General features: G+C 40.3%; 15 protein-coding genes and 1 pseudogene. 15 read left to right on the top strand and 1 reads right to left on the bottom strand.

Translation table 11 applies throughout. The annotated features are described in order from the left end of the window. Positions 1-605: 605 nt before the first annotated feature. Positions 606-851 (bottom strand): hypothetical protein, encoded by a 246-nt coding sequence (locus tag WA1_RS61135; RefSeq protein WP_081403191.1) that lies wholly within the window; start codon positions 849-851, stop codon positions 606-608. Between the two features lie 54 nt (positions 852-905). Between WA1_RS61135 and WA1_RS49015 the strand changes: the two genes are divergently transcribed. The 15 genes and pseudogenes from WA1_RS49015 to WA1_RS48945 all read left to right on the top strand — a co-directional run. Beyond that, positions 906-1,874 (top strand): choice-of-anchor L domain-containing protein, encoded by a 969-nt coding sequence (locus WA1_RS49015; RefSeq protein ID WP_017741152.1) that lies wholly within the window; start codon positions 906-908, stop codon positions 1,872-1,874. Between the two features lie 107 nt (positions 1,875-1,981). After that, entirely contained in the window at positions 1,982-2,404 is a 423-nt protein-coding gene (locus tag WA1_RS49010; protein WP_017741151.1) for a hypothetical protein, read from the top strand. Between the two features lie 329 nt (positions 2,405-2,733). After that, the gene (locus tag WA1_RS49005) at positions 2,734-3,642 is read left to right on the top strand and encodes a hypothetical protein (protein ID WP_017741150.1); all 909 of its coding nucleotides are present in this window, start codon (positions 2,734-2,736) and stop codon (positions 3,640-3,642) included. 114 nt (positions 3,643-3,756) lie between these two features. Then, on the top strand, positions 3,757-3,996 hold the full coding sequence (locus WA1_RS49000) for a hypothetical protein (protein WP_017741149.1): 240 nt from the start codon (positions 3,757-3,759) through the stop codon (positions 3,994-3,996). A 179-nt stretch (positions 3,997-4,175) separates the two neighbouring features. After that, entirely contained in the window at positions 4,176-4,379 is a 204-nt protein-coding gene (locus tag WA1_RS48995; RefSeq protein ID WP_017741148.1) for a hypothetical protein, read from the top strand. Positions 4,380-4,439: 60 nt separating this feature from the next. Then, positions 4,440-4,694: a hypothetical protein gene (locus WA1_RS48990; protein ID WP_017741147.1), complete on the top strand. Its 255-nt coding sequence runs from the start codon at positions 4,440-4,442 to the stop codon at positions 4,692-4,694. A 122-nt stretch (positions 4,695-4,816) separates the two neighbouring features. Continuing rightward, the gene (locus WA1_RS48985) at positions 4,817-7,576 is read left to right on the top strand and encodes a DEAD/DEAH box helicase (RefSeq protein WP_081403180.1); all 2,760 of its coding nucleotides are present in this window, start codon (positions 4,817-4,819) and stop codon (positions 7,574-7,576) included. A 167-nt stretch (positions 7,577-7,743) separates the two neighbouring features. Further along, entirely contained in the window at positions 7,744-8,742 is a 999-nt protein-coding gene (locus WA1_RS48980) for a PriCT-2 domain-containing protein (RefSeq protein ID WP_017741145.1), read from the top strand. 26 nt (positions 8,743-8,768) lie between these two features. Continuing rightward, complete coding sequence (locus WA1_RS48975) at positions 8,769-9,227, top strand: hypothetical protein (RefSeq protein ID WP_017741144.1); 459 nt, start codon at positions 8,769-8,771, stop codon at positions 9,225-9,227. Between the two features lie 9 nt (positions 9,228-9,236). Beyond that, complete coding sequence (locus WA1_RS48970; protein WP_017741143.1) at positions 9,237-9,677, top strand: hypothetical protein; 441 nt, start codon at positions 9,237-9,239, stop codon at positions 9,675-9,677. A 59-nt stretch (positions 9,678-9,736) separates the two neighbouring features. Further along, positions 9,737-10,495: a hypothetical protein gene (locus tag WA1_RS48965; protein WP_017741142.1), complete on the top strand. Its 759-nt coding sequence runs from the start codon at positions 9,737-9,739 to the stop codon at positions 10,493-10,495. Beyond that, entirely contained in the window at positions 10,489-11,241 is a 753-nt protein-coding gene (locus tag WA1_RS48960) for a hypothetical protein (protein ID WP_017741141.1), read from the top strand. Before WA1_RS48965 ends, WA1_RS48960 begins: the two co-directional genes overlap by 7 nt. 11 nt (positions 11,242-11,252) lie before the next feature. Then, the gene (locus tag WA1_RS48955) at positions 11,253-11,888 is read left to right on the top strand and encodes a Mov34/MPN/PAD-1 family protein (RefSeq protein WP_017741140.1); all 636 of its coding nucleotides are present in this window, start codon (positions 11,253-11,255) and stop codon (positions 11,886-11,888) included. 179 nt (positions 11,889-12,067) lie between these two features. After that, the gene (locus WA1_RS48950; protein WP_066613527.1) at positions 12,068-12,943 is read left to right on the top strand and encodes a PRTRC system ThiF family protein; all 876 of its coding nucleotides are present in this window, start codon (positions 12,068-12,070) and stop codon (positions 12,941-12,943) included. A gap of 61 nt (positions 12,944-13,004) precedes the next feature. Next, a pseudogene (locus WA1_RS48945) lies at positions 13,005-13,293 on the top strand (hypothetical protein); the annotation flags it as partial.

The following is a 13,293-nucleotide window of genomic DNA, read 5'->3' as shown; positions in this document are numbered from 1 at the left end:
TTTAGGTAGACAAGGTTTATAAAACATTAGAGCAGAGAGCGTTGTCGAGCGACATCCGAGCGAGAACGTGGAGATTATGAACAACTGCCATACGTCGAAGGTCAAAAAGATTCTAAAGCTGCCCACAAGAATGTAGCATTATCGCTCATATTTTTACGTTGTCTCTCGTTTGTGCCCAGAAGTGCAAGATGCAACTCTATTGATATTGATTGCAATAGACTTGCGGATGAAACGCTTGGCTCTCAATGCTATCGAACCAATACATTTGCTCTACCTATGTGACTTGTCCTGCTAGACACAGTCTGCCTGATTTGTCAATATCTTCTACTGAACCGGCGCTCTAGGAGTAAACGTAAACTTAGAAAATACTGCAAATTCTAGTATTATTTTTTTTCTTAAAGCATATTTTTTTCAAATAAAGAATATTAAAATCATCAAACCCATAGCCATTTATAAGAACTTACTCCAAGATTAAGCTTGTTCTCGAATAAAGTAGATTCCTAATTACTATAAGAGCGAGCGCACTCGAACAGTTCAACGTGCATGCTCTTTTCAAAAGCCGTCCTGATGGTGAAGAAGCTTCCGCGTCATAATAAAATGGCCCGCTAACCCAATTCAGTATCTCCTTTGTACGTCATTGGTCTGGGCTTAGCTTTTCTAGGCTTCATCAATGAGCTTTTAAGTGCTTGAGAAGGACGGCACTGTTCGCAGTACAAAGGTCGAGGTCCAAAAGTCTCGCGCTTTGTGGAAGTACCACACTCTTTACAAACAAAGTTAAAAACCCGCGTGTGAATTAGTCGTTTATGAGCCTTAACGGTATATTCCCTGACGTTAATGAGTTTGTTCGCCATCATCTTAAAACTTTCAACTACAGATTCTAGTTTAAGCCATTAAGGATTGGAGTATTGGTACGGACAGCCGTAACAAATGCGATCGCACTAGCTAATGCTATCAACATCACCAATACCAGTGATGTAAATGAACTGGTCATAAGCATTTTAGACAGAGTTATTACTGTATCAAACATCAAATACAAAAGTTCCAATGTGGCATCTAAACTCTTCACCAAACGGGTTGCCTCCGGAATTGGTATCGATCGAGGCATTATCCTCACAACTGGTGACACTTCAGGGGAAAGAGATATGAGATATAGTTATACTTATCTATTAAATTTTTGGCTACAAAGTTGTTTAAGTATGACAAAACGCCGAAAAAAGTCTGCTTTCAAAAAAAAGAAGCGCTCACTTTATCCTTGGGAACAAGAAGAAAACCTGGAAATTGTAGGAATAAAAGGTGATTTTATCAGCACGGATGCAGGTTGGGAGGAATTAACCTTTCTTCAAGCTTGCAACTATTTTAGCCCAGAGGAAATTAGAGATTGGTATCAGCAGTATTGGGAGGGGGCTAATACTGCTGAGTTATTAGATAAATTGGATGTAGATATCGACTTAGAAGATGAAAAAGCTGTAGATAAATTTTTTGAAACTTATGACTGGACACCGCAGTCGGTACAGGTAGTTGTAGCCAAAGCAGTGTATGACCATCATAAATGGACTCTTGTCACAGCAATATCTACTCCGTGGATGGAAGAACGATGTTTTGAGAACCACGAGTATACTGCAATAGAACTCGGAATACATCTAAGGCGATACCTGAATAGAGATAGCTTGCCAATCGTAAATGATTCTCAAGATGCAGTTAGGCGTGCGAGATGGCATTATAAGAACATTGGCTGGTTACCACGCAAAGCTGTGAAGGATGCTCATAACCTTAAACTACAACAAGCATCTAAAATTTACAGTAATACTTTATGGGAGCAAGAATATATTAATGAAATAGAAGACGATATCTTTTTAGATGATTGGCAGGAATAGAAAAAATACAACGCTCGTTGCTACGCACCAATAATTGTTGCAGTACCTTCATGCAAAAAGTCTGAGGTTTTTCTTGTACTGCCAGTTAACACAGCAAAGTGCATATAATGAGCGAAGATACATTGGAATCTAACAAAAAATCTGAAGGATATGCTGTTCCTACATGGCTAAATCTTCTATTACAAAAAAGTCATTTAGAATTGATAATCTGGGCTAATTCCCCATTAATTCGCTCCACCTACACGTACAAACTCCCCAAAGAGCCTTTAATGCCCTTATGTTGGATGCCAAATCTAGAGGCTAATTTAGTACTGGACATCGACAGCCCTGAATTCTGCATTCGCATAAAAAACACACATATCGATATGTTTTTGCATCAAATAGTAACTAACAATAGCGACCAAGAATTCATCGACAAACTGGAAAATCGGTTTTTTCCTTTAAATCACGAAATCTTTCGTCAGGAACTCGAATACCAAATATCGATAGCCAAAAAGTACTGGCAAGACCATTGCATCTTGCAGTTTTGATAGGATCGATGGGAGCAGTAATGTTCCACTCCTCCTATACGAAATCGGTCATATCAAATCCGGTAGCATCTGAGTGATAAAAAACTACAAAGACGCTGAGAATACAGAGGCAGAGGAAGAAATAATAAGGAAGTATTGACTGGGGAAAATGCTTTAAACTGCGTTGCTTTGTATACACAAACTCGTTAAAAGATTTGACCAAGTTTAAAGAAATACCGCAAACAATCCCATATAAAAATAAATTCACATAGGGAATTGTATTCAGCATTAAAACAATAGCCAAGGCTACGCCCATACATTCACGCAAAGAAAGTAACAATTTAAAAATTATGGGCTTGACAGCAGAAATTAACAACAAAAGCTCAGTTATATCAAAATGGTTCCAATCCAAGTTCAATGAAGGAGTTACCAAAATCATCCAAAAACACAACCAAGAATTAGCTAATAAACAGGCGATCGCGTCTCAAAACGGCACGGATATCAGGTTGCTTAAACCAGCAGCGTGCTACTTCCTGCGTAAATACATTTCACAGAAACTTCAAGACTCTAACTGGGTATACAACACGTTAGCATACACCGGAAACAACCCCCTAGATGTTTTGGGATTCGTTGAAAATAGTGCAGATTTTGGTAACTCTATTACCTCTGAAGCAATAAAATGCTTGGTTTTGTCTGCACTAGAACATCTAGGAAGGACAAAGCACAAGCATGAATTTATTAGACCACTTCTCAAGGCTAGCAAAGAAGATAAAAGCCTCGAAATCGATGATAGTTTCCGTAACAAATGGCTGACTACAATCGAAGAAACCGCAGCGATTGTAGAATTGATTCCCAGAACTTGGGAAAATTCAAACATCCCTATCACAGGCAAAGTCGTCTCCAACGCCACTTTTAGCTTAAGCAGAAGGATTGGTGGTGCTGATAGTGACATCATCGCGGGAGATATATTGATTGGGGTCTACACGACCAACGAAAAAGAACCCTTTAGATTGCGGCATTTTTATGAAGCAATCGCGTATTGCTTGTTAGACAGCGATGACATATACGGCATCAACCAGCTCGTTTGGTTTTACAGCCGACACTCACACGCTATTGTCTATCCTATTAACAAGCTGTTCAAAGATATATCAGCTTTGAGGCAGGAATTTAAGGAAATGATAGAGCAAAACTATGATTGCACTTCATTTGATAATAACGGTATAGACCTCGGAAAAAACTCAAAACTTTACCAAGATTAATACCTACAATCGTGCTCTCAAACACCCCCTTTTCAATACAAAACAACGAGCGGCTACGCCTGCACCACTAAAAATTTAGGGTGCATCGCCTACTATGTCTTCTTATCGAAAAACATGAATAACGAACATTATAACACAGAACAATTGAACCATTTCCTCACCGGAATAGGGAATTTCTATTGGACTGCAAACATGGACAAATTCTGCGAAATTTGCGGCTTTCGGAACGATTGGTATGGCGAAGAAAAGTGGAGGCAGTGGCAGGAACTCCATAAAGCCTTGACCTACTTTGACCAAGAAACACTAATGAAACTGGTACAAGCAGGTCACAGCAAAGAAAAACTCCCATCATAAGTTCTGGATATCTGACACGCAGTTCTGAGTTAATCACCTTCAACTGTTCCTTCTTGAGCCTTCTACTTGCACATTAGTTCTAATCGCTTCAGGTAAATCTACTTGAAGCGTTCCAATGCCTGTAACCATTAGATTAGCAAAAGCAAGCGATCGCGCTCAAAAATTTCATGCACTAAAATATGATGAATAACAATACACAAACACTCTCAAAATTTCATCCAGGAATGACAGTCAGCTACAGCAAGTTTAGTGGTTGCGTTATGCCAGGAGTCAAAGCAGAAATCATTTCAGGCTCATTCTGTACTGGGAGTGGTCTTAAATTGTGCCAAACAACCAATGAACTTGCAGTATTCAGAACTGCTCTTGAAATACATGGTTTGTGACTACAAACCAGCCTACGGGCATATTTGTGTTTTAAAACCGTTTACTACAGGTAAATAATAATGATTACCCAGAGCTTTTTATCCGATGCCGACGAACCGAATGCACCCGTTCTTAGTAAAGCCGCCGACAACACAACTCCAGGCAGAGAACCGCTCAAACATTTATTGATTGGTTCGCCCAAAGCAGTAACCAGCACAATTCACTACTTACAGATTCTTGGATACGCTAACGTTGGCGACTGGAGTCCCCTCTTGCCAAGCCCCAATCCAGGCGAGGTTATGAGTATTTTAAGTCGGAACATTCTGGTGCAATAGCCGCGCTCACCAAAATATGGGCGGAATAAATGTCCCCAACCTACTAGGGGTTGGGGGTTAGGCGCTTTTTTAGACCAAGTGTCGGCTACGCCTTTACATCTAGGCAAGGCTATAAAAAGAATATGAACAATAACAACCAGATCGGCAGGCTATTTCAGAAAAGAGAAGAAACCAAACTATCATCTCGTCCTCCTGAATGGCTAAAAGTTGGGAATATCATCTACTTACTATCCCACGGGTTTGGAAAAGTGGCGTCAGTCATAGGAAATTGTGCCATGACTACATTTGGTAAGACTTGCATTCCCATAAGCTGGGAGCAGGGATTGAGAGAAAATTCGATTATAAGTGGTGAAGCGATTCTCGCCAAAATCACGAATAAAAAATTTCTTGATTTCGCCAAACAACTAGGTGATAAAATCTTTTGGCTTGATGTGGTTCCAGAAAAACAAGCCACAACTTACCCAATACCGCAAGACCTGCCACAACCGCTAATCAACGCCCTAAAATCAATGGGTATCGAAAAGCTTTATTCCCATCAATTAGAGACAATACAAGCTGTCCGGACAGGCAAGGATGTTTGTCTCGTGACTCCAACGGCATCAGGAAAAACCTTATGTTTCAACATCCCTGGTTTAGAAATTATTCTCAAAAAACAAGGCGCAATACTCTACTTTTATCCCTTAAAAGAGTTGAGTAACGACCAAATCACCGAGTTACAAAAGACAACCTCATTGATTGTAGGTCGTCCCATATCCATTGCGAAAATAAATGGGGACGTGTCCAGAGAACAACGTAAAAACTTGTTTATCAACGGAGCACCCGATATTATTTGCGTCACGCCAGATACATGGAACCATGAAATATGGAACAAAAATAATAGAGAAATTGGGCAAAACTTCTGCAATTTCTTAAGAAGACTAGCCCTGGTTGTCGTTGACGAAATGCATACTTATCAGAGCGTATTTGGTGCCAACTACAGTCTTTTGCTAACAAGAACCAAAATAGCAGTTGATGCAGCAGGGGGATGTTCTGATTCCTTACAATTTATTCTAGCTAGCGCAACTATTGGGAATCCAATGGAAACTGCTAGAAAAATCACTGGCAGGCTTTGTCTAAAAAGGCTACAACTTATTGGGAACAGTGGTGCATTTGCGGCATCTAAAACTTTACTATCACTAAGAACTGGTAATGGTTCTTTTACAGAAACAGCAAGATTAATTTTACGGCTGCTTGAGAATGATATAACTGGAATATGCTTTTGCAACAGTAGAAACGAAGTCAAGCAAGTGCTAGAAGCTGCAACAAAGGAAGCACAAAAACAAGGAAAGGAACATCTCAGTCAATCGATATCAATTTTCATTGGATCGATACTGGAGGAACAGAGAGCACAAATCATTTCAGGAATTAAAAACAACAAGTTTAAATTCATTATTAGTACGAGTGCGCTCGAAGCGGGTGTCAACATCCCAGAGATAGACGCTGTAGTGATCCGCTCGTTTCCCGGAGACGTTTTATCCTTTAAACAAAGGATAGGTCGTGCAGGAAGAAAAAATGATGGATTAATTATATTTCAACCATGCGGCTACAAGTTAATCGACGAATACTACAGCAAGTTTCCAAAACTCTTGTTTAACGGAAATGCTGAAAACATTCAGTTCAACGAAAAGTATCCAGCAATTGTAGCCAAGCACATACTAGCAGCAGCTAACGAGTGCAATCTCATGTTAGAACAAATCAAGAAATACTTTGGTGAAGCAGCTGAAGAAATAGCAGTCACACTTCTTTATCATGGGCTATTAGAATATAAAACTAACGGACAAGTCTGGTGTAAAGTCAAATATCCCCAATCACAAATCAAAATGAGGGGACAAACAGATAAAGACATTAAACTGATTGACATATCTGATGGCAAGCAGTTTGAGGTTATTAGTACCAGTAGTGCCATTAGAGAAGTATTTCCAGGCGCAATATACACAGCCCACCAAAACACAACAGCTACACTGTGCAAATACCAATGCTCCAGTCTAGATCTAAATGACAAATATGAAGCGGCACTCGTTCAGATTGAAGCTGAATCAAAGCTGAAAACGATACCTTTCTACTCATTTATGGTTGACATTTTGCAAACAACAGAAACAAGAGAAATCTCTAGTATTACGAGTGAATGCAAAATAAACCTGTCTTTAGGGTGGGGTAAAATATCAGAAACTGTCTCTGGCTATTCAACATATAAACAAGACACAATTTGGGCTTGTATTAACAAGAAATACCAATGTCACAATCGTGAATTTCATCAAGATTTTCATCTGTGTCCTCAATGCGGAACAAAGCTTGAATTCACAGATATCGAAAGATTAATAGGTGAAAAAACTTTCGGAGTTCCTTTAAAGAACACCTATGAAACACAGGTAGTTCGTATGGAATTTCAAAACAAAGCAGAAATCAGAAAAATATCAAAACAACTTCAACAAGAGTATGAAAAAGCCAAAGAAGTTCTGCCAGAAACACTCTTAAAATTCGATAGTTCTGTAGTAGGTATGCACAGCATTGCACACCAACTCATCGCAGCCCTGCCATTAGTTCTACTAAGTTCAAAGAGAGACTTAGAGTTCGTGCTTGAGGATATACACGAGCGAAACACCGTTGTCGGCTACTTCTACGAAACTGTAGAAGGTAGTGGCGCTTGCGAAACTCTAGTCTCTCAGTTCGAGCAAATCGCGCAAATAGCAGTTCAGCTTGTCAAATCCTGCAAGTGCAAAGATGGCTGTGCTGAGTGCTTGTACATCCACGGATGCCCCGACAGAAATGAAGCACTAAGCAAAAATCTTGGAATTAGGCTACTAGAAACAATTCAATCAACCAAAAGCCTACCAGTCCATTAAATAGGAACCACAAAAATAGCTTGCACCAAGTGCAGGCTTGAGCGGAGTTGTTTCCTTCTTCAATTAGAACCAGGAAATAGCTTACGCTCCAGCTTGCATGGGTTGACACGCACCCAACCCTAAACGACCATTTTTTCGGGTCGTCACCATGCCCCATCCTTGACTAAATGCACCCGACTCCTCTTAATAACTTCATCGATGCTCTTTCTGCGCTTCCCCAACACTGGCACATTGTACCTACTGTAGGGAAACAACCGCAGGGGCATAACTGGGAGCAACACCCGTTTTCCCCTGAAGAACTGAGGCTTGAACTTGCCCGCAACGGAAGAGTAAAAGTGTTGGAGAAGTCTGGAAAAACAAGACAAGTTTACCCTACAGGGATTGCGGTCATCTGCGGTAAGAATTCCCAAGAATTCCTAATTGCTGTAGATTGCGATGGCATCAGTGCTTATCGCAAAATCACTCAGCTTGTCAATTCCCAAGAACCAGAAAAGAAGTTGGAACAACCCGAGTTCTTGACAAAACTGATAGCGCTAGAACATTTACCGCCTACAGTAGCCTTCACCTCAGGAAGACCAAACAGAACACAGTATCTATACCGAATACCCATAGCTAAAAACGGTGTATGGCATGACGTTCCGGAAGTTGACAGGCTGAAGTCGAGGAAAATCAGTACTGCCAAAGAAGAACTCTTGGAGTTGAGAGGACAAAACCTTTGCTCAGTCCTTCCCCCCTCCTTGCACCCCAACGGCAGTTACTACAAATGGCTCCCCGGTTACAGCATTCTTGAAAAACCTGTGACAAGAGCACCTTCCTGGGTTGTTGAACAAATGCTAGGGTCAGAAAAACGCAGAAAGCCAATTCCAACAATCAAAAAATATAAAGGTGAATGTCTACGTGTAGATATATGTCCCAACAATACCAACATCCAAACAGCATTGGTCTTGCTAGAAGTTATTCACCCACGCTTCGCAGACCAGTACGAAACATGGATTCAAGTGGGCATGGCACTCAAATCCGTAAGCCCAACACTTTTGAGAGATTGGGAAAAATGGAGCCAGCTATCTCCCAAATACAAGCCGGGGGAATGCGAGTACAAATGGAATTCTTTTAGAAAATGGGGAATTACTATTAGAACCCTGTACAAGCTAGCCAATTTGTCTTAAAACCCCTCGATCGCAACAGTTATTTTATGTCAAACCTTGAAGAACAAAGTGATGATGTTGTGCTTGAAGATTCAACAGATGACGGAAACGCCGATATCGAAGATTCAGATGAAGCGCTCTTAACTGACACCAATTTTACCGAAACTAAATTTGATTTTGACTCCTTAAGAGTCATCATCAACATACAAATTCTACCATGTAACAGTGACACAAATCGAACTGTACTGATAGCGATCGGAATCCCGGAAGAGACCCCTATTTTGAGCGTGGTTGAACTTTCTACACTTTCCTGTCCAGCCCTACAGCAAGCGATTCTAAAGCTAAAAGAAGAACTACCTAGCATGGCTGAAAATGCTGCTAAAAGAAAACAAAAAGCTTTGAAAGCAGCAAATACCAAAGCTGAGAATAAACACCAGATAAAAATCTCAGAACTCCCTACTTCACAAAATAAGAACCCAAGTAACCAATTGTCATTATTCCAGTAAGATTTTGTTATGAACTACATTTTGGTTATTGAAAACCAAGAAATTCCAATAGAAGAAAAAATAGCAGCCAGCGATGATGTGCTGAGACAAGCCATAAGCTCCTATTATCCAGAGCTAGCCCACGCTCAGATTCAGAGAAACTCTGAAGGAGAAACCGTCAAGATAAAGATGATAAAACAAGCAGGAACAAAAGGCTGCAACACACCAAACATAATTCAATACTTAGCTGAATCTTTAGATTGTACCAATCCCGCCCTACTGTTAAGTTGGCAATTAAAGCTAATGGAAATTAATGGAAATTTAAGTATAGAACAACTGATTGAATTGCAGCCTGTCATAGACAAAGCTGTTGAGGAAGGTGAAGTTTGGATTCAAGCAATACAAGCGACCCTACACTCTCTGACAAACGCTCCTTCCGTGCCTTCCAATCTTGCCGTAACAGGTTATTAATAACAAGAAAAGCAGCCATATATACTAAATAGCTGCTTTTTCAGGCAATCTCATGTTATATGTTTAACACCAAAATTGAACAAATAAGACTGTATCAAATTCCTGTAAATTTAGATTCATCTATTTCTTATTTGGAAGGATTATCAGAGCAAATTACATTGCTCGCTCTGTATCAAAAAATCTTTCCAGACGAGTGGTCAGAATCTATAATACCGTTCAATTCTTATTCTAACAAAAGTGCGTATACTGATAAAGAATTAGAATTTCTAAATTTGGTTAATGACAACCTCTTCCCCGTAGATTTTCTAGAATATGACGATACCGAACGACACGATGAAATTCCCATATATCCAAAATATTTTGATATGTGGGAGGAGAATATTGATGACCTAGAACTAGCAGAACAATTTCTGATATCACTTCTAGGGCAGGGATACGATCCTGAAGAATGGGAAGATCGTTTTGGATTTACACCTTCTTATGTCGTACAACTAGAAAACATTGACCAAGACAAGTTAGAAAACCTGTTTTCACACCAGGAAGAACCGTTGTGTTATTTCTGCGATACCTTATGGATGCTCGACAAATCGACAGAGAATATATGGATTGATGCCAGTACCTACACAAACGACTCATTGGAGTGGAGCTATGAAAACATCTTGTTCCTAGCAGAACAATGGCAGAACGCCACTTTGTATTTAAGCAATTGTTCGCAATTGTGTGAATGGATCGACGAAATCGACAACCGCCAAAAAGTTGTTGAATTGTGGAATCAATCTAAGAAGAAATCAACCAACACTCAGTCCAAAATATGCTAGTAGAATTCAATGCCCCAAACACTATTGATTTAAAAGCGAGCGATCGCTTGCAACTGCCAGAACTCAACCTAAGAGATATTGCTCGCTCTCTTGCCACACAAGCCCCTCAAGGACAGGTTTTAGCAACGCTACTGATACTGGAAGGGCAATTTCTCCTAGCACATAAAAATAACGGCGCACATGAATACAAATTCATCTCTCCCGCTCTCTTGAAGCAGGCATTTGCCTCAGAAGCTATCGATTCGCAATGGCTTCCACCTAACACCGTCAGATGGGGCAGAGGGAAAAAAGGCGAATGGCTAATGCAATACTATCCGCTTCAAAAGTACTGTATCCCTCTATTGGATGCCAATGACTCTACATTTGACATAACCATACCGATGCCGGGGTTGTTGTTTACCGGATGCGGCACTGATTATTACATCTGGGCGACAAAAGGGAGACAATTTGACCCAGATGCCAAACTGTATAAAGCCCCCCTGCCAAATACAGATGATGATGGAAAAATATGCTTTGGCGGCAACTCAAAACCTGTATGCAGCGCTGCAACCATTTTCCAAGCATGGACTCTCTTTTGGGCGGCACCTTTCAACAATCACATGGCAAACAGCAAATCCATTGCGTTTCCCCAGGATGTCAGAGAACATTTACTGCAACTACACAACAAAAAATCCAAACGCTATCCAATATCAGACTTAGTAGAAAGCAGCAGAAAACTTAATGACATTGTTAATTTCCTGTCTTAACTCAAAAAACCATGACCATTTTTATTCAAGAACCCTTTGTTAACTACGGTATTGCCAATGAATCGGCACTCCCTCCTTACTCCGGAAAGATGATAGAGTATTTGCTGGCTGGCAACGGTCTACTATTGCGATCGCATCGACCAGAGCTAGAAATTTGTATAAAATTATACAAGTATAACATTGGGAATTTACCACATATCGAACCTTACTTTCGCATGTTACTGCCTAAGGTACCAAAATCAATCGTTGAAGAAATGCTTGAAAAAGCAAGTAACATTGACCGGGAAATCTTATTCTACCTCGGCTATCACTCCGATTGCTGGCATCTGCACGTACCACCCCAGCAAGCAACTGTCTTACGCGTCACCTCCGGTTCCCCACCATTTGATTCAAGTTACGAAAATGCGATTATCGAAGTTCACAGCCACAGTCACTATGATGCATTCTTTTCGCAAACAGACGATGTAGAAGAAACTGGCAAATTCCGCATATTTGCAGTTTTAGGCAATTTACCAGAGCGACCAACCATATGTACCAGAGTGGGGATATACAATCACTTTAACCCCCTTGTTGCAGCCCAAATCTTTGAGATGCCAGAAAGATTGATAGATAAAGTCGAAGTTTACCATACCACCTATACAAGCTAAACCAAATCTCTTTACTGCTCCTGGTAAAGACGGGAAAGATTTGTGGAGTTTGATATCTAACCAAAGTACATCACGCATTCAATAGCGATCGTAAAAGCCTGCTTTTTAAAAGTATGCAGGCTTTTACGATCGCTATTGCACGATTTAAACCCACTTTTTACTTACCACATTGTTCAATTATGATACTAAATTTTTCCTATACAGATTCATGTCCCATAATCCCCACACCCCACAACGAGATTCAATTCTATGTTGTAGGCGCTGGTGGTACAGGCAGTTACTTAGTTCCTGGTCTTGCCCGATTGATTACTGAGATAAAAAGTAAAACTCATAAAAAAGTCAGTTGCACAATCGTAGACCCAGACACCGTAGAGGAAATAAACATCCCACGCCAAAATTTCCAAAAAGCAGACATTGGACTAAGTAAAGCGAAAGTCCTTGCAATGCGTTATGGCTTTGCTCTAGGGTTGGAAATTAAAGCTATCCCTAGCCGATTCACCAGCGAAATGGTGAATAGGGGATGGCGCACTTTGAACATAATCGTTGGATGTGTGGATAACGCAGATGCCAGAAACGATATAAGAAAGTGTTTGGACTACAACACCCCTCAAGAAGGAGCTAGCGTGTTTTGGCTTGACTGCGGCAATCACGAAGCATCCGGTCAAGTCCTGCTGGGTACTAAAAAGGATTTCAAGATATCGGAGGCATTCGATAACAAGGAAAATCCCTCATTATGCATAAACTTACCTTCTCCCACGATATTACATCCGGAATTGTTGATACCAAAACCAGAAGAAAAGGGAGAACCTCGCTTATCCTGTGCTGAAATTCAGATGCGTAACTTTCAAAGTCTATTCGTCAACCAAACGTGTGCAACTCATGCTTGCCAATATCTACTAGATCTGACTTTAACAGGAGGATTGAGGAAATTCGCCACTTATTTTGATTGCATCTCTGGAACATCAAAATCGCTTTATACTTGTCGAGAAACCCTTAATCAATTCAGCAATAAGCATCAGAACCACACTATAAAAAACCATCATGAAACCTTGTAATACATTTTAAGACAACGTGACCGCTATGCGCTTATTTTCTGTCATAAATGGAAAATAAGCCATGTCCAATATTAACCATCTAAATTTTCAAGCACTGGAAATGCTGGAGAAAAATCCCAATCATTTCCTCAGAGGAGCAAGCCAACATTTTAGCTACAAAACAGAAGACAATATAACAGGAGAAAGATTCCACCTTCTCATACAGCAGATGGGATTGGGACTCAACGTAGACCCACTCCTAAAATGCTATCCTCAAATGAAAGAATGGATTGAAAAACTGAAGCCTATAATTGGCATTCCTGCCTCTTCAAAGCGATGGGAAGCCGTCCTCCAAAAACTAATAGGAGAAA

The organism is Scytonema hofmannii PCC 7110 (genome assembly GCF_000346485.2).
Taxonomy (GTDB): Bacteria; Cyanobacteriota; Cyanobacteriia; order Cyanobacteriales; family Nostocaceae; genus Scytonema; species Scytonema hofmannii.
The sequence above is the reverse complement of the archived record's forward strand: the minus strand, read 5'-3'. Positions and strand labels throughout refer to the sequence as shown.